The sequence below is a fragment of the Nocardia sp. NPDC049707 genome (genome assembly GCF_040674855.1).
In the GTDB taxonomy this organism is placed as follows: domain Bacteria; phylum Actinomycetota; class Actinomycetes; order Mycobacteriales; family Mycobacteriaceae; genus Nocardia.
Window position 1 is genome coordinate 36682 of record NZ_JBFANN010000017.1, and the last position, 26618, is coordinate 63299.

Consider the following 26618-nt stretch of genomic DNA (forward strand, 5'->3'; position numbering starts at 1 on the left):
AGTAGATGTAGGTATTTGATGGGTGAAGAGTTCCTCGCGAAGCCGTCTGAAATAGGGGGCTTGGCCAAAATTGTCTCTGAAATCGGCAATAATGCTACAGAAGCTGGAAAATTTACCGGCCAGCATGGGCCGCCGGCGGATTGGCTCAGTGGTCCGATCATCGACCAATTATTGGCACCGGTCCGCATCGCCGCCGAATCGACTCAACGGCGAATGGGAGATATCGGCATCAAGACGATAGAAACCGGTTACGAACTCAACAAAGCAGCCTGGCTGTATCACAACCAGGATCAACACACCTATGCCGCACTCAACCAGCACAAGGTCAACCTCGGCCACCGAGATGTGCCGGTGCCCGTGTACACGGATAGGGAAGCTGACGGCCACGCGGTCGACTACGAGTCGTCGGCCATCTATTCGAAGCCGGAAGAATTCAAACTCGATGTGCCGCAAGCGAACAAGGAGGACACCGCCGCACTTGTCACCGAGGTTGCGCCTGTGCTCGGGAACGTCAACGAGGCCATCAAGAGCATCACCCGTATGGCAGGTCATGAGGTTGATCCACTCGGCGAGGCGCTGAAGCCGATTCCGGGTAACTGGAACGAGGTGAGGCGTATCGGCGAGGCTTATAAAGCGGCCGGCAACGGCATGGAGGCATGCGGGAAGAACCTCGAAGCCGGCGTCAGTCGGGTCGACCAGCATTGGAACGGCAAGGCCGCCATATCCTTCAGCGAGTGGGCGCAACTGCAGATCGCGGCAATGAAGTGGGAGGGACCCGTCGGTCGGGTCATCAGTGACGCCCTCGGCGTGGTCGCAGACAAGATCAGGGAGGCCGTCAAGACCATCCTCACAAAGGTGTGGGAGATGCTGGAGGAGCGCGTCGATTTCCGGAGCGTCAAGGGCGCGATCAAGACGATCGCCCACAAGATCCCTGGCGCCGGCACTGCCGCGGAGATCGCCGATATCGGTCGCAAGTTGATCGAGATCATCACCACCGCAATAGATCTCGTCAAGAAGATCGAGGCATTGAGAGACCGGGTCAAGTCGCTTCTCGAGATCGTGTCCGATCCGCTCGGGACCGCCCGCGACAAGGCCAAACAGACGCTCGACCAGACCCTCGAGCCGATCACGTCGGCGATCGATGATGCGACCAAGAAGGCGGCGATAGCCAAGGATGTGTCGGAGATAGCTCAGCTCAATCACACCCTGGACCGGCCACAGCAAGACTACGAAATCGGCTCGGGTAACCAGCCTTGGGAGAACGCATGAATCCGGTATGGGGATCCAACCGCGAGCCGAATCTGGATCCCGAGGTGGACGCCGCTGTGCGCAGCCTCATGGACGCCGTCGCCGACCTGGACACCGCGCGCATCCGATTCGAGAACCTGGACATTTCGGCACTATTCAACGAACCCACCACGGTTGACGAGGAATTCATGTCGGACCTCGCAGCCGTACCCACCGCCTCGCCCGAACTCCAGGCCTATGCGGCCCGCGTCCACCACGGCGAGTGCCAGTGGCGTGAGATCGAGCAGCTTGCCCGCCCCGTGCCCCCTGAGGTCGCCGAGTTGAAGACTTCGCCGCGGTTCACTTGGCAGTGGGATCCGCAGCCGCCGCCACCGGCAGTCGAGACCCGTTCGCGTCGTTACGACAACAACACCGTCGGGCCTTCGGACTGGCCTGACGATTTCGACGAATACCCGACGAACAGGTCCTGGTTGGTCTGATGGGGCGTGCGACGTCGTCCTCTCTGGTGGGTGGAACCGAGTGTGTGGTACGTGGGCTTGTGAGTTCTCCAGATGTCTGCGGGCCGGGCTAGCGGAATACTGTCGTTGCACTATCACGGATCGGTAAACGCGCGTAGGCTGCGGACAAACCAAGGAGTCCTATGCCACCGGCACGACACATCACTGTTATCTCTGAGCAGAGCGAGTTCGCCGAGGCGCGGGCCGCGGAGAAGGCCGAAAACGCGCGACAGTGCGCCATAGCCGCCCGCACGGTCGCCAGCCACGCTGAGAACGCGGCGGATTGCGAATCCTTACTCGCCATGCTCGGCCTGGACGCCAAGGCGGGCAAGATGGCGAGAACCAGGTTCGAGCTGTAGCTGCGGGTGTTGCATGCCGTTGCTCGTCGGGTGAGCGTCGGCAGAGGCGAGAGCCGATCGCTGGCTGCTTCTCCGGGCCTCGGCGCGCGCCTGATGTCGGCGTGCTGAGGTCTGTCGCGAATGGTCGTCGTCGGCATTCCCGCGGTGCGGTGCACCGACCGAGCGGTCTGTTCAGCTGTGGTGCTCGGCGAAAGGTGACAACATCAGGGCCGACAGCATCAACGACGACAGGCAGGACTCTGATGAATATCACCCGTAGTCTCCGCGCCTGCATCGCGGCGCTCACCCTGGCTTCCACACCCGTCCTCGCGGCCGTGCCCGCGGCCGCCGAACCCCTGCCGACGATCGTGCTCGTGCACGGCGCCTTCGCCGACATCACGAGTTGGAACGGCGTCGCCGCGACGCTGCGCGACCACGGTTATCGAGTCGTTGTTCCCGACAACCCGCTGCGCGGCCCCGCCAACGATGCCGCGGCCATACAGCGAACCCTGGACACCATCTCCGGACCCGTTGTCCTGGTGGGCCATTCGTATGGCGGCTTCGTCATCACCAACGTCCACGACCCGAAAGTCCGAGCGCTGGTCTACATTGCCGCCTTCGCCCCCGTACAAGGCGAAGTCGCACTCCTCGAACTCGACCCGATCCGCTTCCCCGGCAGTCAGTTACTGCCCCCGGCACTACAGGTGTGCGCCGTCGACGACCCACATGGCTTAGCGGGCAAGAATATCGACAGCTACATAGCCCGCGAATACTTCAACCCGGTCTTCGCCCAAGATGTCTCCCCCGAAGTAGCCGCCGCCATGTTCGCCCACCAACGCTCCCTGGCCGTAGCCGCCAACCTCGAACCCTCCGGCACCCCCGCCTGGTCCTCGGCCCCGAGCTGGTACCTCGTCTCGGCCAACGACCATGTAATCCCCCCAGCCTCCCAACGCTTCATGGCAACCCGAATGGGCGCCCACACCACCGAAATCGACGCCTCGCACGCCTCCCTCGTCTCCCGCCCCACCGAAGTCGCCTCTGTAGTAGAAGCCGCAGCTGGTCAGTGACCAGCTGACTGTCGGCGGGAAAGTGACTTCGCCGGCTACTGGTTTCGATGTCCGCGACTCCCGGAGGGAGGCGTCGCGGCGGGGCATCGGCCGATCTGAGCACTACCAAGTGTTACTGCGCTGTTCCTGGAGGCGTTGAACGGCGCGGTCGATCCACGTCGTGAACTGAGTGGTGAGGTCGGCCGGAGTGGTAGGGCGAACAGTGATGTGTGCACCACGGGTTTCGGTATAGCGGCCGTCGTCGGTGATGTCATACCACTGTAGGACCTGCCGGGGCTTGGACCGGGTGTGGATGGGACCGGTGAGCAGGACGGCGGTGCCACCGCCGTCGGCTTGGCGGCCGAGTAGGCGTTGGTGTTGCTCGTGGGGTGAGTTGCGCGCGACATCCTCGAAGTAGCTGCGCTGCTGCGGTCACAGTTCATCGGGATGGAAGGTGGTGGGCTTCGCGGTGCCCGGCCGACATCCGGGCATCGCGGCGACAATCCGAGCGGGCAGATTCTTGGGGGTGAACAGGTGCACACGGATCCGTCCGTGCTCGGTCGCGTTGCCGAATTGAGTCAGCGTTATCGCGTGGTGCGGCGTTCGGGCACCCACGATTCGGTACTCGCGAAGGTCATCACGACCGGTGGTGTTCTTGTGTTGGCAAGTGCCGCCGAGGATTTCGATCCTGATGTCAGAATCGCCGAGGGTGTACAAGGCCAGGTGGATCTGCTCCAGCTCATCGGCGGAGTAGCGCTCGCGCACCGTGGTTCGGTGCGCGGAGAACTCGTTGCGATAGGCGAACCGGCTGGTGTATCGCAGCGGGCTGGGGAACCGGTCGTGTGCTTCGCTGTATCAGAGCGCGGCGAAATCATCGGGTTCCCAAGTCCATTCGGCCATTCAAGTCCAATCATGTTGCGCTGCATTTCGACGGCTGATTTCAGTATGCGAAATGCGGCGCACGGCAATTCGTCTGCGGTCGGACGGGAAGCCATGTGACTCAGTCGGTTTCGGCGTCACCACCGATGACTCCGCCGGCCACGGTCTGCGGTATCTCGCCGAGGAGTTCATCGGTGTTGTTCTGGTTGGTCAGATATTCGGGGATTTTGTGGCCGGACTCGTCGTCCTTGCCGCCGGAGCGTCCGCCACCCATACCGCCCATGCCCGCCATACTGCTGGTGCCACGCCCGGCTGCCGAGGTCGATGTAGTCGTCGCACCTGTGGTGCCGGCCGTGCCAGGTACGCCCTGCACGGTGCGGCCAGGACTTTGCTGGTTCGGTGAACCGGTACTTCCGGGAGAACTCGGGCTGGTCGTGGTGCCGAGTCCAGTCGGGGTCGTTTTGCCCAGGTCGGTCGAGGTGAGCGTGGACGGAGTCGCTTGCGTCGGATCGGTTCCTGTGGGCGTGCTCGATGAGGTGGGGTTCGTTGAGCTGGATTGCGCCTGCTCCGGCGTGGTCTGTTCGCCCTGTTCCTCGGTGGTTCCGGTCTTGCCATCACCTTCGGCGTCGCCTGGGTTGCCAGAATCCGTTGTGCCCGGGGAGTTTCCGGGACTTCCCGTGTTCGAACCGCCGTTGTCCCCGCCGGGCCGTGGCGCTGCGATGTCGACCGACTTGGTTGGGCTCATCGGTGCCGACAGCACCGGAATTTTTCCATCTAGGGAACTGAACGGCCGAACATAGTGTTCGTCCATCGCTTTACGAGCCTTCTCGGATTCCTCGCTCTGTTCGCGCTGCAGGTCCCAGCGGTGTGGGGGCCAGGCCCAAGAGGTCCAGGTGACGACGACCGGATCGGGGAGAGCCTTCTTGGTTTCGGAGATGGCGACAGCGGCGTCGCTGACCCGTGAGTACAGTTCGGCGAGAGCAGGAGTCAGATTGCGGGCGTCATTGGTGTAGTTCTGGATCGATTCCTTCGATTTCTCGGCGGCCGGGCCGGACCACGCCTGCGCGATGGAGTTCTGGATCGAGCGGGCAAAGGTTTCGACGCCCTGCTCCCAGTCCTGATGTATCTTCCAGTACTTCTCGGCCTGATTGATCGCGTCGGTGGGATCGAGCGGGTTGAAGGCGTCCTTGATGTCCGGATGCTCCCAGCTGTCGGAGTGTTCGCCGTTGTTGATCCGGGTCGGTTCGTAGCCGCTCATTTGGTCCGGCCGCCGGGGAGGACGTAGGGGCCGGTCGGCAGCGATACCGGCGGACGTTCCGGCAAAGTGGTTTCGAGACTGGTGAACTCGGCGGCGAAGTCGCTGTCGGCCTGCATCATTCGGTCGCGGATGATGCGATGGACTTCTTGGATGTCCTCGACGATCTTGTAGTGCTGCTCCATGATCGCGAACACGGAGTTGCCGTCGTCAGCGCCATTCGCCTTCTTCTTGAAGCGGTCGACCAGGGTGCGTGCGGAGACCAGGCGATCGTTGTCTTCGCCGAGGCCCCAGTGCTTTTGCCCTGCTACCCCGTCCATGACAGTCTGGATGTTCTGGATTACTTCCTTGAAGTACTCGCAGTCGCGATCGATATAGATGAAGTCTTCCGGCCTCAACTCAATCGCGAGCTGTCCCTCCCTGGCGGCGGTGAGTATGTTCGCCATCGGCCGCGGCGTGTCGTCACCCATATGTTAATTCCTCCCGGTGAGTCCGATCGCTGTCAGCATGTCATGCATTGCCGGGCATCGTCGGTACGACCTTCTCGGCCAATGCTCGGGTAAGTTCGCAACTGTCGAGCTGCCCAGTGTTCTTCCGTGATGGCGGATTGCTGAGGTTGAATTCGAGGCTGCCGCCTTTCATTTCGACGTCCAGTGTGCAAGCCCATTGCGGGTGCTCATCGACTTGACGCGTCGAGATCGCGCGACGGCTGTTGATGGTGAACTCATGTGCATCGGGCAGATTCTTCTCCCGGACCGCGTCGACTGTGATGTTTGTCGTTTGGATCCTCGCCCCGTATCCGTCGGTCTGTGCCCAGATGCAGCCTCGCCACTTGATTCCGCCCGATGCGTTCGAATCTTCTTTTTCTTTGTGGCGTAGCTTCTCTGAGTCCAACACGGCCTGTGGTACGTCGTTGCACGGGTCATAACCGGCGGGCACGTCCGCAGCGAGACCCACCGTCGAACCCGACGATCCGCTTGCACCACCGCTCGGCTGGGCGTTCCCCTTATCGGAGGACCCACACCCCGCCAGCACAACAGCGGCACCGACCCCAATCGCCGCCAGCCGCAACGACTTTGACCTGCTCGTCATTCGGGTCCCTCCCAGCCGGTGTCCGCACTTGACCCGCTGAGGCCGGGACCGGCTCCTCCGCCCCCTAACGGCATGCCTGCTTGACGCTACTGGCGTCGCATTGGCCGTGCAAGCGCACTACCCCCTGCACTGCGTAGCTATCACACTGCCCGGCCATCGCCGAAAAGAGCTGAACCCCTGGCCCATCTGGTGTCGGCTCAGCAGATACTTTCGTATAGTAATTAATTGGGCCCAGGTCGATCGGCTATTTCATGCGGCATAACCGAATGCTTAGCTCCGCGGCCTGTCTCAGCTGTTCGTCGGTCACTCTCAAGGGGATGCTCGGTGTCGTTGTCGATTCTTGGTTTGATTTGGAGGGTCACGTTACAACCGTCCGACTGGTTGATGAGTCCGACTAGACCGTCCGTGCGGGAGTTGTCGCTTTTAAAGTCGAGTGCCAATCAACGCGAGGTACTCCAACGCCAACGGTGACGACAGTCTTGAGTTAGTTCAGTCTGGCCGTTCCAAGTACTCGACTCTATTGCCTGAGATAGCGGGTCAACCCGATGCAGAATTCAGCAACGCGGCGCAACTGCTCATCGGTGAGACTCAGTCGGCCGCTGGGAGTCCGTGCGTGCTCTTCATTTATTTGGATCCTCCCTTCCCGTTCGTTGCTGCGGGTATCAATTTGGACAAGACCCCATGGGCGAGTATCGAAGATCCAGGTCGGTTCCGACGTTCCGCTGATCGGATTCATCATCGGGGCGGGGGTCCAGGTTGTGCTCGGATTTTTATTAAGCGAGATCGAAGCGCGTGCGACCATTTCGGAATTCGCTTCGACAGAACAGGCTCCAAACCCATATATCGTCTTTCCGAGATCATCGTCTGCCTTGATTTCGAGATCTTGCACCATCAGATCGTTAGCGAAGTATCTCGACAATGCATTGCACATATCTTGCACTGTGAAAGTTGCTCGAGTGATTGAAACAGACGGGGCGTTAGTAGGTGCTGGTGCAGATTCTGTGCACGCCGCTGAGAGCGCTAATACTACAGCGCCAACAGCAGCGAGCATCGGTTTCTTCATCACTTGGTTCTAGCTTTCCAGTCTGAACCGTCGCCATCGAGCACGCTAGCGTCGGCGTAATCAAGATTGTATTTGTAGGGCTTGCCCTCGCCGTCAGTCCCCATCGCCTCAATATGGATCGTTGGCCATTTGTTAAATGGCAGACCTGACTGTGTTGCTACTTCGGCCGCAATATTGTTACCGGCAATCATGTTGTTCTGCGCCATGGTCGCGCATTCGCCAAACGTATTGAATATTTTCGTCTGCATCGTTCCCGCCGACTTTACCAGATTATCGAGAGTGAGAACCGCAGCTGGCCCCTTCATCCAGATACCTGACATCGTGTTGGCGATTTCATTCTTGAATTCCAACAGTGCGGTCACCAGCTTCTTGTAAAGATCGAGGACGGCCTTGGCTAGCGTTTCCAGCTGGATCGCGATTTTCTCGCATAGAGCGGCCATGGACGTGAACGCCTCATTTTGCAAACCATATACGATGAAATACCGCTCCGAGGCCACGCCCTCCCATTCACTGCGAAGATTCGTGGTCTTTGCTTGGTTCCCCGCGTCTTTGATCTTTCCTTGGATATCACGCCAATTATTCGCTGTGTCGATAAAGGTAATAGGGGTCTTTACGCCATTTTGGAACTCGGTCAGCTTGTTGAGAACCGAGGTGATGGTCTGTTCAATAGAATCTCTGTGATCTTCGATCTTGTCGATGACATACTCGCTCGCGAGCATGCCAAGACCCAGTGAGGTGACTGTCAGGCCGATTTCGCCGGTCCGTAACAGGTTAATCAGCTTGTCGACGTCATTTTTATATCCTGATGGTAGTAATTCGAGGTCTTTAGCGACAATGCGCATCGCATCGATCTGGTTGTTCAGATCTGTGCGCGAGTCGAGTTCAGGTGCCATCGGGTGCGAGCCCCTAACCGAGAGCGTTGAATTGCTGTGCGCGGGCGGCTTCTTCGTCTTCGTAAGTTTTTGCGGCATGCCGTAGAATATTGGCAATGTCCTGGCACGCCCTGACGCCCTCCGCCAGTCGATCGTTGACGTACCCCGGCGCTGGCTCATACTTCGATACGGATGGAGCGAACACTCCGGCTTCGGCGGCTGTCATCTTGACACGGTTGGTCATGCCCTGTGCGTCTCCGAGCAGTACGGCTGCCGAGTCCCAAACCGCTGCGACCAACTTCATCCGATCTGTCGCTGCTTTGAAGTTTTCTGTCATTGTTGATAATTCACCTGCTCGAGTAGTGAACGAACGTGTTGGTCATGCTGAAACTCGAGATCCGGTATCGAATATTGTGAATAGTCTCCCCATACCCTGAACTGTGGCCGCTGATCGCGGACTTGATCAGCGCACCACAATATCTCATCGACAATGGTTGCAGGGTCAACGGCTTCTGTCCAGCCCGGCGAAATTGTTATTGAATTAATTCTCGTTCGGTCTGCGGTCATGAGCACTGCCGGGTCGTCTTGATGGCACCTTCGACCATTTACTCGATACCCGTTCTTCGCAATCATGGCGTCGAGCTTGTCCTGGTATTCGGACCACCGAGGCGTCTCGAGTAATAACATCAGCTGTGTTCGTCGGTCGGGGACCCCGCAATCAAGATCAATATTACCATCGGGAAGGAATCTTTGGCTCGATATAATCCGCGCAAGTTCCTGCGCGATAGCAAAGTCATAGGCCTCGAGTAACTCGGCCCCATATTCATGGGGCTGAACATGCCGACTCCATCTACTATCCAAGTCGATTCTAACTGGGAGTAGTCCGCGGTCGAGCTGCATGGAGGCGAACGATGAGCCTGCAAGTTTCCAGGTTTTTACCAAGTCTTGGAGTTTGTTCGCTGATTCGGCATAGCCGTGGTGGGATGCCTGGTAGAACTGAGACGCTTCAGGGCCTGGCCGCTGCTTCGATTGTCCGCCATACGTGGGAGACGATGATTGAGATCGCCCCGAGGGAGCAGCTTGGCGGTCCGCAGAGGCAGGAGATGTTGCGACGTCAGGGCCGGTTCGGCTAGTCGGCACCACTGTAGGCGGGACGACCCCGGGAACAGTTTTGGACGGTTTGGTAAGAGGCTCATCGTCCCAGAACTCATCCGGATCGTCGTAGTGGTTGTAAAATCCACCTGCCATCACTGCCCTACCTTCCGGCGATGTCCGGTGTCCCGTGCGGGGAGCGTTTTCCTTCGGTGAAATGGCATTTGAGACCCCCATCCCCACCAAACCCGCCACTGCGGTCGCCCCAACTCTCGCTTTCCATGCCAATCTTGTCAACTCGGTGACCGGCGTCGGCGTGCGAAAGCTGCTGCTGCAGAACCCGTTTGCGTCTAGCGGCGGCCCTGATCACCCTGTCAGCCGGCAATCGACAACAGCCCCACAGCGTTGTCGGCTGCGGGGCTGCGAGCTGCGGTAATGGGTTGGGCGACAGGGTGGTTGGGTACGGCTCCGTTGAACTGGGCTGTCATCCGACCAGCGCCCGCGACGACCCGACCAGGTGCCACTGGTCGGGCCTGTTGCTCAGGCGGATGGCCTGCTGAACTTGCCGCTCGCGACATCGGTTGTGAAGGAGTCCCATTCGCGTGGCGCGAAGACGAGTGCCGGGCCGCTCAGGTTCTTCGAGTCGCGGATGCCGACCATGCCTTCGGTAAGGAACGCGACCTCCACGCACTCCCCATTGGCGGTGCTGTGGCTGCTCTTGAACCAGTCGCCTTCGTCCAGGTTCACTGTCACTGAGCTAGCTCCTTCGCAATCCTCGAGATGAGCGCGCGGCTCTCGGCTTCATCCAACGCTGAACGTTTGATTTCTCGAAGTGCACCGCGATACTTCTCGATCTCTTCCGGTTTCTCCAGATAGAGACTACCCGTGTATCCGTCACAGTGAATTATTGGTGGTTCGGTTAGGTGTGCTGTCGGGTGTGCTGGAAACTCCAGTAGGACAAAGGGGCCAATGTTGAGCCCGCGGTGCGCCCCGACCGCCGTGGGTACGACGCGCACTGTTACGTTGGGGAGCTCGGTCATCTCGGCCAAGTGCCGCAACTGGTCTGCCATGACGGCCGGGCCACCGATCGGCAGCCGCAGCGCCGTTTCGCCCAATGTCACGTCGATAATGAGCGGATCATGAGAGTACGTCAGCCGAGCTTGACGCTTGATCCGTAATTCGATGCGTGCCTCTACTTCGGCGGTGTCGAGATTCGGATACCAAGCCCAGATGAGCGCGCGAAGATACTCCGGTGTCTGGAGCAGACCGGGGATGAGCTCGGCTTGATAGGTGGTCAGTCGGACAGCCGAGGTCTCCAGGCCGAGGTACAGCTCCAGAAACTTCGGAAAGGTGTTGTCGTAGGCGTGCCACCAACCTTTTTGCTGTGCTTCCTCGGTCAGGTTCAGCAGGACCTTCACCTCGTCCGGTGTCGCCCGGTAGACCTGCCCCAACTTCTCGATGTCATGCGGGCGCAGGCGAACTGATTGCCCGGTCTCCATCCGCCATAGGGTCTGAGCGGAGCAGGTGATCGCCCGGCGCGCAACTTCCACCCCGAGCCCGGCGGATTCGCGAAGTCGGCGCAGCTCGCGAGCCAGGAGTCGGCGGGGGAGCGTCGAACCGACTGCACTGTCCATGTGACCACTTCCTTACTGATTCGAACGATCAAGTTCCGTACTGGAATGACTTGCTGCCAAGTCTTGGAAGATGCGTGTTTTCAAGCGAATAGCGAGTTCTGGAACATTGAAACATGCTGGTGAGGGTGCTGTGCTGGTTTCGCGCCAGACACCCGAATAGTTCGAAACCTGCTCGGCGACAACGAGTCTTGGCCGACCGGCGCACCCACCTACCACCGATGCGAGTCGAGGCTCCTGATGGACCAGCATGCGTTCGCCGACACACCTGCTTCGCGTTGTGCCTTCTACCGGCGCACCTGTGGCCTGCCCGCCGGGATTCACCCGGAGGTCGGCCGGATCGTCGTGAAGGTCGGTATCGTCGCGGCGATCACCATGCCCGCGAGGTTGGGGCGAATCATTCACGACGACATGCTGTTTCGGGGACTCGCCCTCGGGCCGATCATCGCCCATACCCGTTCGGGCAGATGGACTTTTCTGTGTCGGCCCGATCTTCCCGACGACATGGCGCTGTTCGCCGAACTATTTCGAATGGACGTGTCGATCGTGCCGTTCGGCGGTGCGGTCGCGCTGCCGTCGCCGATCGATGCCGATGCCTATCGGAGTTGGGTTGTACCGCCGCGTGGCACATTTCGTCCGTCGGGCGCGGTGATTGCGGCGGCGGTGCGTGCTTGTTCTGCTCGTGGGGTGGCGTGGTGAGCGATTCACTGCCAACGAGACGGCAACTGCTGCAAGCCTGTCGGGGTTGCCGCACCGACCATCCGCTGTTGCGCGCGGCCCGCGAATTGACCGTGCTGCATGAGCGCCGACTGGGCGCGGCACCTGGCTCCACAACGGATATCGACGACAATCGCGCCCGTCTGGTTCGGGAGATCGGCCGTTGGGCCGAAATTCATTTACCCCCTGCGCGTGGCACGGTCTACCTCCACACCGAGTCCCTGGGTGCTGTGCTGGATCGCCTGGCGCAGTTCACCGCCTGCGCCTATGCCGCGCTTGCCGCTGATGATCAGTGGGATTTATGGCAGGCATGGGATCGCCTGGCGGAATTGGCCGTTGCGTACGAGGATTTGGCCACCGAACTCACCACTGGACGTCGCCGCCTCCCGGGCACTTCCTGACGGGATCGCACATCGAGCAGTCGTCCAGGGTTGCCAGGGCAGGCGAACGGGCAATTGTCGAGTGGGCAATTAGACTGGATAAACAGACGTACCAAGTAACCTGCATCGAAATCGGACGATGTGGACGGTGCGCACGTGACCGTTACGACGTACCCGAGGACGAGCAAGGAGGTAGGGCCCATGTCGAGCACCGAGGATCGGCGCTTCGAGGTCCTGCGTGCGATCGTCGCGGACTATGTCGCGACGAAGGAGCCGATCGGGTCGAAGACCCTGGTGGAGCGGCACAACCTCGGGGTATCCAGCGCGACGGTTCGCAACGATATGGCGGTGCTGGAGGCCGAGGGCTACATCGCCCAGCCGCACACCAGTTCGGGTCGCATTCCGACCGATAAGGGCTACCGGCAGTTCGTCGACCGCATCTCCGACGTGAAGCCGCTCTCGCCGGCCGAGCGCCGGGCGATCCTGGAATTCCTGGAATCCGGTGTCGATCTCGACGATGTGCTGCGTCGCGGTGTCCGGCTGCTGGCTCAGCTGACCCGCCAAGTTGCGGTCGTCCAGTATCCGACGGTGTCGGCTTCCACGGTCCGCCACATCGAGGTGGTCGCGCTGAATCCGGCTCGGTTGCTGTTGGTCGTGATCACCGATACCGGCCGCGTCGACCAGCGTCTGGTGGAACTCGGCGCGCTCATCGATGACCAGGATCTGGCCGCACTACGCGGCATGCTCGGTGGCGCCATGGACGGCAAGCGTCTGTCCGACGCATCCGCGGCCGTCGCCGAACTGCCCGAGCGGGCGCCGGTGCGGCTGAAGGATGTGCTGGTGCGGGTTTCGACCGTGCTCGTCGAGACCCTGGTCGAGCATCCGGAGGAGCGGTTGGTCCTCGGCGGCACCGCCAACCTGACTCGCAATGCCGCCGACTTCGTTTTCCCTGGTTCGCTGCGCGATGTACTCGAGGCATTGGAGGAGCAGGTGATCGTGCTCAAGCTGCTCGCCGCCGCCCAGCATCCGGGTACCATCACGGTGCGCATCGGTGAGGAGACCCAGGTCGAGCAGATGCGCGGAACCTCGGTGGTGTCGACCGGCTATGGTGCGGCGGGTGCGGTGCTCGGCGGTATGGGCGTGCTCGGTCCGACCCGGATGGACTATCCGGGGACTATTGCATCGGTCGCGGCCGTTGCCCGTTATATCGGTGAGGTGCTGGCGGAGCGCTGAGGGGTGACGTCGCTGAGACGCTCGATCCTTCGGCGGATAAAGTTGAGTGCATCCGACTAATGCTGTTGCAAACCAAGGACTAGAGAACTCAAGTGGCACGGGACTACTACGGACTGCTCGGCGTCGCGAAGAACGCGACCGACCAGGAGATCAAGCGCGCCTACCGCAAGCTGGCGCGGGAGCTCCACCCCGACGTCAACCCCGACGAGGCGGCGCAGGCCAAGTTCAAGGAAGTGTCGACCGCCTACGAGGTGTTGTCGGACCCGGAGAAGCGGCGCGTCGTCGATATGGGTGGCGACCCGCTGGAGGCCGGTGGCGGCGGCGCGGGCTTCTCCGGCGCCGGCTTCGGTGGCCTCGGCGATGTCTTCGAGGCCTTCTTCGGCGGTATGAGCGGTAGCCCCGGTGGGACGCGCAAGCCGCGCGGCCGGGTGCAGCCCGGTGCGGATTCGCTGCTGCGGACCCGGCTCAGCCTGGCCGAATGTGCGGTCGGTGTCACCAAGCACCTGACCGTCGATACCGCCATCCTCTGCGATATCTGCCACGGCTCCGGCACCAACGGCAAGTCCAAGGCGGTGCGTTGTGAAACCTGTGGTGGTGCGGGTGAGGTGCAGTCCGTGCAGCGGTCGTTCCTCGGTCAGGTGCTGACCTCGCGTCCGTGTCCGACCTGTCGCGGCGCGGGTGAGACCATTCCCGATCCGTGCCACAAGTGCGGCGGCGACGGACGAGTGCGGGCACGTCGTGAGATCGCCGCGCCGATTCCGGCCGGTGTCGCCAATGGCATGCGGGTGCGGCTGGCGGCGCAGGGCGAGGTCGGTCCCGGTGGTGGCCATGCGGGCGATCTGTACGTGGAGATCGTCGAGCAGCCGCACGATGTCTTCGTTCGCGACAGCGACGATCTGCACTGCACCATCCGGGTGCCGATGGTCGATGCCGCACTCGGCACCACCGTCGTCGTCGACACCATCCTGGACGGTCCGACCGAGCTGACCATTCCGCCGGGCACCCAACCGGGTGAGATCTCGGTGCTGCGCGGCCACGGCATGCCGCGCCTGCGCTCGGGGGCGCGCGGTGATCTGCTGGCGCATCTGGAAATCGTGGTGCCGACCAAACTCGACGCCAAGAGCACCGATCTGCTGCGCAAGTACAAGGGCATGCGCACTGGTGAACGCGCCGAGGTGATGTCGGCGCAGTCCGAACACAACAGCGGCCTGTTCGCTCGGCTGCGAGCGTCGTTCAGCGGGCGATAGTCGTTGGCCGCCACGGTCTTCTATCTCGACGATATCCCGGAGCCCGGTGCCATCGCGATCCTCGATGGCCCGGAGGGGCGGCACGCCGCGACGGTGCGCCGCATCCGGGTCGGCGAGGCGATCACGCTGTCCGACGGGAATGGTTTGCTGGCCGAATCGGAAGTCGTTGCGGCACAGAAGGACCGGCTGGAGTTGACGGTCCGGAACCGGGTGCTGTCCGACCCGCCGCGGCCGCGGGTGACGGTCGTCCAGGCACTGCCCAAGTCCGACCGTTCCGAGCTGGCGGTCGAGCTGATGACCGAGGCGGGTGCCGACGCCATCGTTCCGTGGCAAGCGCACCGCTGCGTCGCGAACTGGGAAGGTAAGGCGCACAAGGCCGTCGAGAAATGGCGGGCCGCTGCCCGATCGGCCGCCCGGCAATCACGGCGCGCCTACATCCCCGAGGTGGCCGACCTCTGCCATACCCGTGATCTGCTCGACACCGTCCGCGACATCGTCGCCGCGGGCGGAGTCGTCGTGGCACTGCACGAATCCGGCGCCGCCCGCTTCGTCGAACTTCCCTTCGACAAGTCCACCGAGATCATGCTCATCGTCGGCCCCGAAGGCGGACTGGACGATTCGGAACTGAGCGCCTTCGCCGACGCGGGTGCGGACGTAACCTTGCTCGGCCCAACGGTTTTGCGCACCTCGACCGCGGCCGCCGTCGCCCTCGGTGCCTTGGGGGCGTTGACCTCCCGTTGGTGACGTCAGGGCTGGACGGCACTGACCACCGGGATGTACCTGCGATGCTTTCCGGTCGGCAGCATTGCTTTCCGATCGCTGGGACCTTCGGATGACTCCACAAGGCCACCGCCCGGCATCACGCCGTCGGCGATGCACATAGCTGGGACGCGACATCGGCATCGCTTCTCCGGCCGGCGTGAATCGTCAAATACCACACCAGACCTGCGGCGACGGCTACCAGCGCCCCGACACAGGCGGCCAGGCCGTCCCATCCGCCCTTCGCATATGCGATGCCCGCCGCACTGCCGATGATGGCGCTGCCGAGGTAGTAGGTGAACAGGTACAGCGATGATGCGGCGCCGCGGTTTCCGGGAGCCAACGCGCCGACCCAGGTGCTCGCCACCGCATGGGCACCGAAAAAGCCTGCGGTGCATAGTGATATCCCCAGGATAATCACGATCAACTGGTCCGGAATGGTGACCAGGACGCCGACGCCCATCAGTGTGACGGATACCGCGAGCACGCGGTGCTTGCCGAAGCGATCGGCCCAGCGCCCGGCGGCGGCCGAGGCGAGCGTGCCCGCCAGATACAGCAGGAATACCGAACCCGCGACGGCCGCGGGCAATTCGAACGGTGCTCGGGTCAGCCGATAGCCGAGGAAGTTGTAGATCGATACGAATCCGCCCATCAGTACGAAGGCCAATCCGAACAGGGCCAGCAGCCCGCCGTGGCGCAGCGGCGTGCCGAGATCGCCGAGCACGGTACGTATTCCGGCGGGTCGAGCGACGAATCCACGCGACGGCGGCAGCCCACGCACGAACCAGACGGTGCAACCGGCCGCCGCGACGGCAATCGCGGCCTCGGCCCAGCGCCACGAGGCCAGATCCAGTGCGAATGCCGGAATCAACCGCCCGGCCAACCCGCCGATCGACGTGCCCGCGACGTAAACACCCATGGCGGCGCCCAAACCATCGGCGCCGATCTCCTCCGCCAGATACGCCATCGCGACCGCGGGCACCCCGGCCAGCGTGATCCCTTGCAGCGCCCGCCCCGTCAGCAGCACCTCGAGCGATGGGCTCAGCGGCAGCAGCAAACCGATGACGGCCGAAACCACCGCCGACCATGTCATCACCCTGGTCCGCCCGATCCGCGAGGACAATGCACTCACCGGCACGATCGCCAACGCGAGCAGCCCGGTGGTCAACGACACGGCCAACGCGGCCTGCGCCGGGTCGACGCCGAAGGCCGCAGACAGACTCGGCAGCAACGCCTGCGCGCTGTACATCGAGGCGAAGGTGGTCAATCCGGCGGCGAACAGTGCCGTGGTGATCCGACGTTCGTGTGATGCGCCGGTCGGGCGGGTGTCCGTGCTGGTCATGGCATCAGAATCGGCACTCGTCACTAAGAAGGGAAATGAATAATAATCTATTATGTAATGCGCTGAACGCATAAGGAAAGGTCTGCGCGTGCTGGGTGACGACCTGCTGTGGTTCACGACACTCGCCGAGTTGGAGCGCGTCGGTGCGGCCGCCGAGCGGCTGCACATCGCCCAGCCGACGCTCTCGCGCATGCTGGGCCGCCTCGAGCGCCGCCTGGGTGTCGAACTGTTCGACCGCCACGGAAAACGCATCGTGCTGAACGAGTTCGGCCGGATCTACTACGAGCACGCCCGCCGTGCCCGGTCCGAACTCGATGCCGCCGCCCAGGCCGTCGCCGACCTCGCCGATCCGGCGAAAGGCGTTGTCCGCCTATCATTTCAGCCCTCCTTCGGCAGCTGGCTGATCCCGCAACTGATCGGCGGGTTCCGGCGCGGCTCGCCGCGTATTTCGTTCACGCTCCGGCAGGGCGCGTTCGATGCCGTAGTCGATCAGATCGTCGACGGCACAGCGGATTTGGCGACTGTTTCGCCTCGCCCTTCAGCGAACGTCGGCTGGCGCACATTGCTCGCGCAGCCACTGGCGCTGGCCGTGCCCGCGGAACATCGGCTCGCTTCCCGTCGACAGATCCGTTTCGCCGAACTCGGCGACGCCGAATTCGTCACCATGCATGCGGGTTTCGGTATGCGCCGCATTTTCGACGAACTCTGCGCCGCCGCGCATATCCGCCCCCGCATCGCCTTCGAATCGAGCGATCTGGGCACCGCCGCCGGACTGGTCGCGGCCGGACTCGGTGTAGCGCTGCTGCCGCTGGAAGATCCGACGCCGGCGGCCGGTTCGTTATCGGGCATCGTGACCGTCCCGCTCGCCGACGCTGGAGCCGTCCGCGATGTGGGGCTGATCTGGTCGGCGACCGCTCCGCCATCGGATGCGGTGCGTCGATTTCGTGACTTCACCGAGGATTGGGCACGCCGGCGTGGGGGGATCCAGATGCCACGCCGGTAAGCGGCGATCAGCAGGCAATCGCCAGGCCGGCTGCCGACCATTTCGCGCGACTCGCAAGCGTTCGCTACGGCCGAGGTAGCCGTTTATTCAATGCCTGTTGTCAGTGGGGCGCGTTAAACTCTCATCAACGAGCAAATCGAGACCGGAAGGCAGGCTATAGCCACTTTTGAGAACACAAGGCGAGATCGGCGACCCGACCAGACCCGCGGCAGGCATGGGTTCACCCACCCCGCCGCCATCGTCAGCTTCCATCCACGGTGGTGCGGACAACGGTTCGGGCCCCGCAGCGCGCACCGTGCGTTCCAGCATCGAACTCGCTCCCGAATCCGTGTTCCCGTTCCTCGGTTCAGCCGACCAGAACTTGCGTGAACTCGAGCAGCTGCTGGATGCGGACATCCACGTCCGCGGCAATTCCGTCACCTTGACCGGCAAGGCGGCCGATGTCGCGCTCGCCGAGCGGGTGATCGAGCAACTCGTCGCGCTGACCGGTCGCAATCGAGTGGTGACCCCGGAGGCGGTGCGCCACACCGTATCCATGCTCACCGAGGGTTCGTCGGAATCCCCGGCCGAGGTGCTGAGCCTGGACATTCTGTCCCGGCGCGGTAAAACCATCCGGCCCAAGACGCTCAACCAGAAGCGCTACGTCGACGCCATCGACGCCAACACCATCGTGTTCGGCATCGGGCCCGCGGGCACCGGCAAGACGTACCTGGCAATGGCCAAGGCCGTGCAGGCATTGCAGACCAAGCAGGTCAACCGGATCATCCTCACCCGGCCCGCCGTCGAGGCGGGCGAGCGGCTCGGCTTCCTGCCCGGCACGCTCAACGAGAAGATCGACCCGTATCTGCGCCCGCTCTACGACGCGCTGCACGACATGATGGATCCGGAGGCCATTCCGAAGCTGATGGCGGCCGGTGTCATCGAGGTCGCACCGCTGGCATATATGCGCGGTAGAACCCTGAACGATTCGTTCATCATTCTCGACGAGGCGCAGAACACCACGGCCGAGCAGATGAAGATGTTCCTCACCCGGCTCGGATTCGGTTCGAAGATCGTGGTGACCGGTGACGTCACCCAGGTGGACCTGCCCAATGGCGCGCGCTCCGGGCTGCGTACCGCGAGTGAGATCCTCACCAGTATCGCTGACATCCATTTCGCCACGCTCACCAGCAGCGATGTGGTCCGGCACCGGTTGGTCTCCGATATCGTCGACGCCTACGAGCGGGCCGAGGCCGAGCGGGTCACCCAGGTCGGACCGCACTATCCGGGCAATCGCGCACAGCGCCGCGCCGCGAGCCGGGCAGATCGGCGATAGTGCGACGGGCATCTCCGGCCCCGCCGCGCCGAGAGCCGCGCGGCGCGGGCCCCGGCACACCGAATACCCTGTTCAGGTGAGCATCGAGATCGCCAACGAATCGGGTATCGACATACCCGAAGAAGACCTGGTCAGTGTCGCGCGATTCGTGATCGGCCGGATGGATGTGCATCCGGCGGCCGAGCTGTCGATGGTGCTCGTCGATCTCGACACCATGGCAGATCTGCACATGCGCTGGATGGACCTACCCGGCCCGACCGATGTCATGTCCTTCCCCATGGACGAACTGGAGCCCGGTGGTCGCCCCGACAGCGCCGAACCCGGTCCGTCCATGCTCGGCGACATCGTGCTGTGCCCCGAATTCGCCGCGGGCCAGGCGCGCAAGGCCGGACATTCGCTCGATCACGAACTGGCCCTGCTCACCGTGCACGGCGTGCTCCACCTGCTCGGCTACGACCATGCCGAGCCGGAGGAGGAGAAGGAGATGTTCGCGCTGCAGGCGCGGCTGCTCGAGGAGTGGTACGAGAGTCTGCGCGAGGCACAGCGGCGCGCCGAATTGGCCGAACGCGACGCCCGGCTGCTGGGGAAGGCCGGTTTCACAACCCCCGGTGAGGCGCTAGGCCCCGCGTGAATTCGCTGACCATGATCCTGCTGGCGATTCTGCTCGTCCCGGTCGGCGGGGTGTTCGCCGGCGTCGATGCGGCGCTGAACACCATCTCACCGGCGCGTCTCGACGATATGGTCCGGGCGGAGCGGCCCGGTGCGGCGCGGCTGACCAGGATCGTGGCCGACCGGCCGCGATATGTGAATCTGCTTGTGCTGCTTCGTATTCTGTGCGAGATCTGCGCGACGGTGCTGTTGGCGGCGGCGCTGATCCCGCTGTGGAACGACAAATGGGCGTTGCTGTTCACCGCCGCCGTCATGGTGCTGGTGGACTATGTGGTGATCGGGGTCGGTCCACGCACACTCGGTCGCCAGCACGCTTACTCCATCGCCTTGGCCTCGGCGCTGCCACTGCAGTTCATCGGCACGGTACTCGGTCCGGTCAGCAGACTGCTGATTCTCATCGGTAATGCGATCACCCCCGGTAGGGGATTTCGCAACGGCCCCTTCGCATCCGAGATCGAGCTGCGTGAAGTGGTCGAAATGGCCAGTGAACGCGGCGTGGTGGCCGACGACGAACGCCGGATGATCCAGTCGGTGTTCGAACTCGGCGACACCCCGGCTCGCGCGGTCATGGTGCCGCGCACCGAAATGGTTTGGATCGAGGCGGACAAGACTGCGGCACAGGCGACGTCGCTCGCGGTGCGCAGTGGGCACTCGCGCATTCCGGTGATCGGCGAGAACGTCGACGACATCCTCGGCGTGGTGTACCTGAAAGATCTTGTGCCGTACGCGGATAGAAGCCGCAAGGTGCAGGTACGGGATGCCATGCGTCCAGCCGTGTTCATGCCCGACTCCAAACCACTGGACAGCTTGCTCGACGAAATGCAGCGCCGCAGAAACCATATGGCGCTACTGGTCGACGAATACGGCGGCATTGCCGGCCTGGTGACCATCGAGGATGTGCTCGAGGAGATCGTCGGTGAAATCGCCGACGAATACGACACCGACGAAACCCCGCCCGTCGAGGACCTCGGCGAGGGCCGCTACCGGGTTTCGGCCCGACTGTCGGTCGACGATCTGGCCGAGCTGTACGGCCTGGAAATCGAGGAGGAGGACGTCGATACCGTCGGCGGCCTGCTCGCGCACGCACTGGGCCGGGTGCCGCTGCCCGGCTCCAAAGCCGTTGCGCACGGCTTGGTGCTGCGTGGTGAAGGCGGTGCCGACGCGCGAGGGCGGGTGCGGGTGCACACCGTCGTGGTGCGTAAGGCGGCGGAGAAATCGCAGGCCGAGAATGCCAACGGCAAGCGCAGAAGTAACGGAGCGGAGCGGGAAGTCCCGCCCGATCGTGATGCGAACGGAGATGGCGAATGACGGAATTGGATGCCGAGGACACCAAACTCGTGGTGCTGGCCAAGGGGGCGCTCGGCCGTACCGGCGGCAGCTCGGGTGCGGCCATCCGCGATACCGACGGCCGCACCTACGCGGCGGGTGATGTCGTCCTGGAGTCTCTGCGCTTGACCGCACTGCAAGCCGCCGTCGCAGCCGCGATCTCCAGTGGCGCAGAGGGATTCGAGGCGGCCGTGGTCGTCGGCGGCAGGCTGTCGGATGCCGGTGTTTCCGCGGTGCGCGAGGTTTCGCCCGGGGCGCGCATCGTCTTCACCGATCGTTCGGGTGCGGTCTTCGAGATCGTCGACGACGCCGTGAGCGCGGAGGTGCAGGGTGGCTGATAAGTCCACCGAATTCCGTTCCGGCTTCGTCTGTTTCGTCGGTCGTCCGAATACCGGCAAATCGACGCTCACCAATGCGCTGGTCGGCCAGAAGATCGCCATCACCTCCTCGCGCCCGCAGACGACCCGCCACACCATCCGCGGCATCGTGCACCGCGATCACGCCCAGCTCATTCTGGTCGACACCCCAGGGCTGCACCGGCCGCGTACCCTGCTCGGCCAGCGGCTGAACGACCTCGTCCGCGATACGTATTCCGAAGTCGACGTGATCGCGCTGTGCATTCCGGCCGACGAGAAGATCGGACCCGGTGATAAATGGATTCTGCAGCAGATCAAGCAGATGGCGCCGAAGACCACCCTGCTCGGTGTGGTCACCAAGATCGACAAGGTAAGTCGCGACCAGGTTGCCGAACAACTGATGGCGCTGTCGCAACTGCTCGGCCCGGACCATGATGTCGTGCCAGTGTCTGCCGTCAAGGGCGAACAGGTCGAGGTTCTCGTCGACGTGATCGCCTCGAAAATGCCGGAGGGCCCGGCCTTCTACCCCGACGGCGAGCTCACCGACGAGCCCGAGGAAACCCTCATGGCCGAGCTCATCCGCGAGGCCGCCCTGGAGGGCGTCCGCGACGAGCTCCCACATTCGCTCGCCGTGGTCATCGAAGAGGTTCTCCCGCGCGAGGAGAACGAAGACATGCTCGACGTGCACGCCCTGCTCTATGTCGAACGTCCCTCGCAGAAGGCCATCATCATCGGCAAGGGCGGCGCCCGCCTCAAAGAGGTCGGCACCAACGCCCGCAAACAGATCGAACACATTCTCGGCGTCCGCATCTACCTGCACCTGCACGTCAAGGTTGCCAAGGATTGGCAGCGCGACCCGAAGCAGCTCGGCAAGCTCGGATTCTGATGGCGGAAATCATGGGATGTGATATCTCGATGCCGCTGCTGATGCACCGATCCAGCATCGATAGTTCTCGAACGCTGACCTCACCACCAGGGTTCGGGACGGCGGCGCTCCCAATGGAGTTCCGATTCTAGTTGTGCCGCAACGGAAACCAGGAGCGTCTCGGTGTTCGCGGTCCCCATGAGTTGTGCGCCCACCGGCAGGCCGGTGTCAGTGAAACCCGCGGGGACATTCACCGCGGGCCAGCCGAGTACATTCCAGGGCCAGGTATACGGGCAGGCGGCCGTGATGAGGTCGTTGGTCGCATTGACACCGATGCCGTCGATCTCCTCGGCGCGCGGCGGGGGAGTCGCGGTGGTCGGGGCCAGCACCAGATCGTAGTCGCGGAAGAAGCCGCCGATTCGCTTGTGCAGCAACGTTTCCGCCTGCCGTGCCGCGAACAGTGCGGGTCCGCTGAGCGCACGCCCGAACCGGACGTTCGCGATCGTGCGTGGATCCACCTGCACGCCAGGCATTCCGTCGTAGACGTGTCGGACACCTGCCAGTGAGCGCGGCAGGAAGGACGCGCCGATCATGATGCCGTAGTGCAGGTCTGCCACGGTCACCGTATGACCGAGGCGACGCAGTGTAGTTGCGACGCGCTGCACCGCGACCTCGACCTCCGGATGCAGCGCTGTTCTGGTGGCGGTGAACGGGATTCGCAGCGAGAGGGCGATGCGCAGCCGTCCCGGATCCCGGCCGACGGCATCGGAGACGGTGAGCGGTTCGGGGGTGTGCAGATCGCCGGGATGCGGTCCGGCGGCGATGTCGAGCAGCAGTGCGGCATCGGCGACGGTGCGTGCCAGCGGTCCGTTCACGGTGAGACCGTGGAATGCCTCGGCCGCCGGCCAGGTCGAGATGCGACCGCGCTGTGGTTTGATGCCGACCAGATTGGTCCATGCGGTCGGGATGCGGACCGAGCCCGCGCCGTCGGAACCCAGTGCGGCGGGTACCAATCCGGCCGCGACGGCGGCCGCAGAACCGCCGGATGAGCCGCCAGGGGTGTGCTCGGCACTCCACGGGTTGCAAGTGTGGCCGAAGGCGGCACCGCTGGTGAATGGCAGTTGGCCGAGTTCGCAGGTATTGGTCTTGCCGACGATTACCGCACCGGCCGCGCGCAGCCGTCGCACCGATTCCGCGTCTTCGGTTTTCGGCGGGAGATCGCCGCCGCAGCCGAAAGCCGTTGGTTCACCGGCGATATCGGTATCATCCTTGATCGCGATCGGCACGCCGAGCAGCGGGAGTCGTTCGCCGGCGGCCAAGCGTTGGTCGGCCGAGGCCGCCTCGGCGAGTGCCTTTTCGCGCCGGACGACGCGGAAGGCGTTCAGTGTCGGCTGGCTCGCCTCGATCCGGTCCAGGGCGGCGCCGACCGCCGCCACGGAGCTGATCCTGCTCTGCGCGAGGGCGGTTGCGAAGTCCGCGAGGCCGAGTTCGGCGGTTTCCCATGGGCGCAGGGTGGGGTCCGACTCCATCATGTGAGCTCAGTCTCCTTCGTCATTCGTTGCACGTTAGCGCGCAATCTGGTCAGTCGTCCACATTCCTCCCCGTACCTCGAGCCGCCCGGCGGGAACCTCGACGGTGCGGTTGCGGGCTGGCGGTTGAGCATCCGGCTGAGTTCTGGGCGTACACGGTGACCACGTGCTCGCGAGACCAGTTCGCTATAGACATACATACCGTATGTATGTAACAGTGGATGGAAGCTGCGAACACCTGGAGGAACCATGGGAATCAGTACGTCACTCGGCCGCACGCATGTGGTAGATCTCCCCGGCGGCCGCATTCGGTATCACGACACGGGGGAGGGCGCGCCCGTTGTCTTCGTGCACGGCCTGCTCGTCAACTCTGATCTCTGGCGCAAGGTCGTCCCCGTGATCGCGGCGGCGGGGTACCGTTGTCTCAGCCCGGACCTGCCGCTCGGCTCACACGAAATCTCCGTCCCCGCAGCGGATCTCACGCCCACCGGGGTCGCCGATCTGACCGCCGACTTTCTGGATCGACTCGACCTCACCGACGTCACCGTCGTTGCCAATGACACGGGCGGCGCGATCACCCAGTTGTTGCTGACCCGTCGACCGGAGCGGATCGGCCGCGTCGTTTTGACCTCATGCGACGCCTACGAGGCGTTCTTCCCGCCGCTGTTCGCGGCCCTGCCGGTGCTGGCGCGGATGCCCGGCTCGCTTCGGCCGCTGACCGAGTTGTTGCGCATTCGTCCGCTGCACCGGCTGCCGATCGCCTTCGGCTGGGTGACCAAGCGTCCAGTACCGCCGGAGATCGCCGACTCCTACCTGCTGCCGAGCCGGAATTCGGCGGCGATCCGCAAGGATCTGCGCCGGTTCCTGAAGACCGTGCATCGCCGCTACACCCTTGACGCCGCCACCCGATTCCCGTCGGTGCGAGTTCCGGTGCTGATCGTCTGGGCGCGCGAGGACAAGATCTTCCCCGTGTCGCTCGCGGAACGCTTGGCCGCCGACCTGCCGAACGCCACCCTGAAATTCATCGACGACTCCTACACGTTCCTCGCCGAAGATCAGCCCGAGTTGCTCTCTGAAACGATCCTGGAGTTCACTCGGCTGCATGCAACGCCGTAGTCAGGAGGATCGCTCCCGTGCCACCCGAGCCGCGCTCGAGCAGGCCGGTCGCCGGTTGTTCGGCGAGCGCGGTTTCGCGGCGACCTCGGCCGAGGAACTCGTGACCGAGGCGGGCGTCACCCGCGGCGCCCTGCACCACCACTACGGCGATAAGCGCGGGCTGTTCCTCGTCGTGCTCGAACAAATAGAGAGCGAGAGCACCCAGGAAATCGAAAAAGCCATCGGTGCAGGGAATCCCGACGACGTTCTTACCTCGATGGCCATCGGTCTCGATGTCTTCCTGGCCATCTGCCAGCGCCCCGAGATGATCCGCATCACCCTCTACGACGCCCCCGCCGTCCTCGGCTGGGAGGCCTTTCGCGAATTCGAGGCGCGCCACGGGCTGGGCTTGGTCATCGCTCAATTGGAACGCGCCCACGACTCCGGACTGATCGCCGATGCGCCGATTCCGGTCCTGGCCCAATTGATCTTCAGCGCGGTCTCCGAGGCAGGGCTGATTGTCGCGCACGCCGCGGATAAGGACGCCGCCCGAGTACGGGCACAACAGTCCCTGATGCTGCTGATCGGCGGCATCCTCCGCACCTGACGTATGCGCGGTTGACGACCTCATGTTCCGAACCGGGTGTACCTGCGACCAGGTCGCAGATGAGGCAGGGCCTCGACCGCACCCGCTGTTGATAGGCCGCCAGATCGAAAGGCCCCGATCTCCCCGCCTGTGCCCTCCGTCGTAGAAAGCTGATTAGAGTAAATCTATTTACCTTGATCAGCGTAAATCTTGCCTGCTGAAGACCCGATGTTGGTTCGTGTCGTGGTCCCGGCGAGGCGCGGATGGGCACCTATCGCCCCAGGTCGTCGCGTCGAGTGCGATCGAGTTGAGTCCAGGCTCGCGCCTGACGGTGGGCATCGGCCATTCGTGACAGGATGGGCAGGTGCGGTTGTATCGGGATGAGGCGGTTGTGGTTCGCCAGCATAAGCTGGGCGAGGCGGATCGCATCGTCACGTTGTTGACGCGGCAGCACGGGTTGGTGCGGGCGGTGGCCAAGGGGGTGCGGCGGACCAAGTCGCGGTTCGGGGCGCGGTTGGAGCCGTTCGCTTATGTGGATGTGCAGCTGCATCCGGGGCGCAATCTCGACACGGTCACCCAGGTGCACACCATGGAGGCATTCGCCGCCGATATCGTCGACGACTATGGGCGCTACACCACCGCCTGCGCGGTACTGGAGACCGCGGAGCGGCTGGCCGGTGAGGAGCGCGCACCCGCGCCGAAGCTGCATGCGTTGACCGCGAGCGCGCTACGGGCGATTGCCGCCAAACAGCGCCCGCACGAGCTGATTCTCGACGCATACCTGTTGCGCGCCATGGGTTTTGCGGGTTGGGCTCCCGCACTGGATGAATGCGCGCGCTGCGCCACCCCCGGCCCGCATCGTGCGTTTCATGTTGCGGCGGGCGGTGCGGTCTGCGTGCACTGCCGTCCGCCGGGTTCGGCCACGCCGGCCCCGGGCGTGCTCGACCTGCTGATCGCCCTGCTGAAGGGGGAGTGGGACTACGTCGAGCAGGTCCCCGATCCGATCCGCAGACAGGCCAGCGGCCTGGTCGCGGCGCACCTGCAGTGGCACCTGGAACGTCAGCTGCGCACGCTGCCGCTGATCGAGCGGTCGCGCCCGACCGACGCGGAGCCGGCGACCGCTGGGCAGATGGGTTGAACGGCACCGACCGGTTCAGTGCATCCGATCAGGTGGTCCGCACAA

The 26618-nt window shown here is 63.4% G+C and carries 29 protein-coding genes; 18 read left to right on the forward strand and 11 right to left on the reverse strand.

Features of this window, described 5'->3' with window-relative positions; translation table 11 throughout:
* Positions 1-18 precede the first annotated feature (18 nt).
* The 4 genes from AB0J29_RS17240 to AB0J29_RS17255 all read left to right on the forward strand — a co-directional run bounded on the left by AB0J29_RS17240 (position 19) and on the right by AB0J29_RS17255 (position 3150).
* Positions 19-1269 carry a hypothetical protein gene (locus tag AB0J29_RS17240; protein ID WP_364786374.1) on the forward strand — a complete coding sequence of 417 codons (1251 nt, stop codon included), beginning with the start codon at positions 19-21 and terminating at the stop codon, positions 1267-1269.
* On the forward strand, positions 1266-1727 hold the full coding sequence (locus AB0J29_RS17245) for a hypothetical protein (RefSeq protein ID WP_364786377.1): 462 nt from the start codon (positions 1266-1268) through the stop codon (positions 1725-1727). Before AB0J29_RS17240 ends, AB0J29_RS17245 begins: the two co-directional genes overlap by 4 nt.
* Positions 1728-1888: 161 nt before the next feature.
* Positions 1889-2104, forward strand: coding sequence for a hypothetical protein (locus tag AB0J29_RS17250; RefSeq protein WP_364786380.1), 216 nt, complete (start codon positions 1889-1891; stop codon positions 2102-2104).
* Between the two features lie 242 nt (positions 2105-2346).
* Positions 2347-3150, forward strand: coding sequence for an alpha/beta hydrolase (locus tag AB0J29_RS17255; protein ID WP_364786383.1), 804 nt, complete (start codon positions 2347-2349; stop codon positions 3148-3150).
* 411 nt (positions 3151-3561) lie between these two features.
* Here the strand turns inward: AB0J29_RS17255 and AB0J29_RS17260 are convergent, their stop codons facing one another.
* From AB0J29_RS17260 to AB0J29_RS17300, 9 genes are all read right to left on the reverse strand, one after another.
* The gene (locus tag AB0J29_RS17260; protein WP_364786605.1) at positions 3562-3951 is read right to left on the reverse strand and encodes a hypothetical protein; all 390 of its coding nucleotides are present in this window, start codon (positions 3949-3951) and stop codon (positions 3562-3564) included.
* Between the two features lie 178 nt (positions 3952-4129).
* The gene (locus AB0J29_RS17265; protein WP_364786386.1) at positions 4130-5266 is read right to left on the reverse strand and encodes a hypothetical protein; all 1137 of its coding nucleotides are present in this window, start codon (positions 5264-5266) and stop codon (positions 4130-4132) included.
* Complete coding sequence (locus AB0J29_RS17270) at positions 5263-5733, reverse strand: hypothetical protein (RefSeq protein WP_364786389.1); 471 nt, start codon at positions 5731-5733, stop codon at positions 5263-5265. Before AB0J29_RS17270 ends, AB0J29_RS17265 begins: the two co-directional genes overlap by 4 nt.
* A gap of 40 nt (positions 5734-5773) precedes the next feature.
* The gene (locus AB0J29_RS17275) at positions 5774-6355 is read right to left on the reverse strand and encodes a DUF3558 domain-containing protein (RefSeq protein WP_364786392.1); all 582 of its coding nucleotides are present in this window, start codon (positions 6353-6355) and stop codon (positions 5774-5776) included.
* A 517-nt stretch (positions 6356-6872) separates the two neighbouring features.
* Complete coding sequence (locus AB0J29_RS17280) at positions 6873-7286, reverse strand: hypothetical protein (RefSeq protein WP_364786395.1); 414 nt, start codon at positions 7284-7286, stop codon at positions 6873-6875.
* A gap of 131 nt (positions 7287-7417) precedes the next feature.
* Positions 7418-8311: a hypothetical protein gene (locus AB0J29_RS17285; protein WP_364786398.1), complete on the reverse strand. Its 894-nt coding sequence runs from the start codon at positions 8309-8311 to the stop codon at positions 7418-7420.
* 13 nt (positions 8312-8324) lie between these two features.
* Positions 8325-8627: a hypothetical protein gene (locus tag AB0J29_RS17290; protein ID WP_364786401.1), complete on the reverse strand. Its 303-nt coding sequence runs from the start codon at positions 8625-8627 to the stop codon at positions 8325-8327.
* 1295 nt (positions 8628-9922) lie between these two features.
* Complete coding sequence (locus AB0J29_RS17295) at positions 9923-10135, reverse strand: DUF397 domain-containing protein (RefSeq protein WP_364786404.1); 213 nt, start codon at positions 10133-10135, stop codon at positions 9923-9925.
* The gene (locus AB0J29_RS17300; protein ID WP_364786407.1) at positions 10132-11016 is read right to left on the reverse strand and encodes a helix-turn-helix transcriptional regulator; all 885 of its coding nucleotides are present in this window, start codon (positions 11014-11016) and stop codon (positions 10132-10134) included. The genes AB0J29_RS17295 and AB0J29_RS17300 overlap by 4 nt, the downstream gene beginning before the upstream one ends.
* Before the next feature lie 237 nt (positions 11017-11253).
* Here AB0J29_RS17300 and AB0J29_RS17305 point away from each other — a divergent pair, with 237 nt between their 5' ends.
* From AB0J29_RS17305 to AB0J29_RS17325, 5 genes are all read left to right on the forward strand, one after another.
* Entirely contained in the window at positions 11254-11712 is a 459-nt protein-coding gene (locus AB0J29_RS17305) for a DNA-directed RNA polymerase subunit beta (protein WP_364786410.1), read from the forward strand.
* Positions 11709-12131 (forward strand): hypothetical protein, encoded by a 423-nt coding sequence (locus AB0J29_RS17310; RefSeq protein WP_364786413.1) that lies wholly within the window; start codon positions 11709-11711, stop codon positions 12129-12131. Before AB0J29_RS17305 ends, AB0J29_RS17310 begins: the two co-directional genes overlap by 4 nt.
* A gap of 180 nt (positions 12132-12311) precedes the next feature.
* The gene (gene hrcA / locus AB0J29_RS17315; RefSeq protein WP_364786416.1) at positions 12312-13343 is read left to right on the forward strand and encodes a heat-inducible transcriptional repressor HrcA; all 1032 of its coding nucleotides are present in this window, start codon (positions 12312-12314) and stop codon (positions 13341-13343) included.
* Positions 13344-13435: 92 nt separating this feature from the next.
* Positions 13436-14590, forward strand: coding sequence for a molecular chaperone DnaJ (gene dnaJ, locus AB0J29_RS17320; protein ID WP_364786419.1), 1155 nt, complete (start codon positions 13436-13438; stop codon positions 14588-14590).
* A 3-nt stretch (positions 14591-14593) separates the two neighbouring features.
* On the forward strand, positions 14594-15334 hold the full coding sequence (locus AB0J29_RS17325) for a 16S rRNA (uracil(1498)-N(3))-methyltransferase (protein ID WP_364786422.1): 741 nt from the start codon (positions 14594-14596) through the stop codon (positions 15332-15334).
* Between the two features lie 115 nt (positions 15335-15449).
* Here the strand turns inward: AB0J29_RS17325 and AB0J29_RS17330 are convergent, their stop codons facing one another.
* Positions 15450-16691, reverse strand: a complete 1242-nt coding sequence (locus AB0J29_RS17330; protein ID WP_364786425.1) for an MFS transporter — start codon at positions 16689-16691, stop codon at positions 15450-15452.
* Positions 16692-16779: 88 nt separating this feature from the next.
* Between AB0J29_RS17330 and AB0J29_RS17335 the strand changes: the two genes are divergently transcribed.
* From AB0J29_RS17335 to era, 6 genes are all read left to right on the forward strand, one after another.
* Positions 16780-17694: a LysR family transcriptional regulator gene (locus AB0J29_RS17335; protein WP_364786428.1), complete on the forward strand. Its 915-nt coding sequence runs from the start codon at positions 16780-16782 to the stop codon at positions 17692-17694.
* Between the two features lie 214 nt (positions 17695-17908).
* Positions 17909-19009, forward strand: coding sequence for a PhoH family protein (locus tag AB0J29_RS17340; protein WP_364786431.1), 1101 nt, complete (start codon positions 17909-17911; stop codon positions 19007-19009).
* 76 nt (positions 19010-19085) lie between these two features.
* Complete coding sequence (gene ybeY, locus AB0J29_RS17345; protein WP_364501613.1) at positions 19086-19640, forward strand: rRNA maturation RNase YbeY; 555 nt, start codon at positions 19086-19088, stop codon at positions 19638-19640.
* Positions 19641-19651: 11 nt separating this feature from the next.
* On the forward strand, positions 19652-20986 hold the full coding sequence (locus AB0J29_RS17350; RefSeq protein WP_364786608.1) for a hemolysin family protein: 1335 nt from the start codon (positions 19652-19654) through the stop codon (positions 20984-20986).
* Positions 20983-21342, forward strand: coding sequence for a cytidine deaminase (locus AB0J29_RS17355; protein WP_364786434.1), 360 nt, complete (start codon positions 20983-20985; stop codon positions 21340-21342). Before AB0J29_RS17350 ends, AB0J29_RS17355 begins: the two co-directional genes overlap by 4 nt.
* Positions 21335-22246 (forward strand): GTPase Era, encoded by a 912-nt coding sequence (era, locus tag AB0J29_RS17360; protein WP_364501619.1) that lies wholly within the window; start codon positions 21335-21337, stop codon positions 22244-22246. The genes AB0J29_RS17355 and era overlap by 8 nt, the downstream gene beginning before the upstream one ends.
* An 80-nt stretch (positions 22247-22326) precedes the next feature.
* On the opposite strand, the gene AB0J29_RS17365 is transcribed toward era, so the two are convergent.
* Positions 22327-23757 carry an amidase gene (locus AB0J29_RS17365; protein WP_364786437.1) on the reverse strand — a complete coding sequence of 477 codons (1431 nt, stop codon included), beginning with the start codon at positions 23755-23757 and terminating at the stop codon, positions 22327-22329.
* Between the two features lie 246 nt (positions 23758-24003).
* Here AB0J29_RS17365 and AB0J29_RS17370 point away from each other — a divergent pair, with 246 nt between their 5' ends.
* The 3 genes from AB0J29_RS17370 (at position 24004) to recO (ending at position 26573) form a co-directional block, all read left to right on the forward strand.
* Positions 24004-24870, forward strand: coding sequence for an alpha/beta hydrolase (locus AB0J29_RS17370; RefSeq protein ID WP_364786440.1), 867 nt, complete (start codon positions 24004-24006; stop codon positions 24868-24870).
* Entirely contained in the window at positions 24857-25456 is a 600-nt protein-coding gene (locus AB0J29_RS17375) for a TetR/AcrR family transcriptional regulator (protein WP_364786443.1), read from the forward strand. Before AB0J29_RS17370 ends, AB0J29_RS17375 begins: the two co-directional genes overlap by 14 nt.
* Positions 25457-25799: 343 nt before the next feature.
* Positions 25800-26573 carry a DNA repair protein RecO gene (gene recO / locus AB0J29_RS17380; RefSeq protein ID WP_364786446.1) on the forward strand — a complete coding sequence of 258 codons (774 nt, stop codon included), beginning with the start codon at positions 25800-25802 and terminating at the stop codon, positions 26571-26573.
* Positions 26574-26618: the final 45 nt, after the last annotated feature.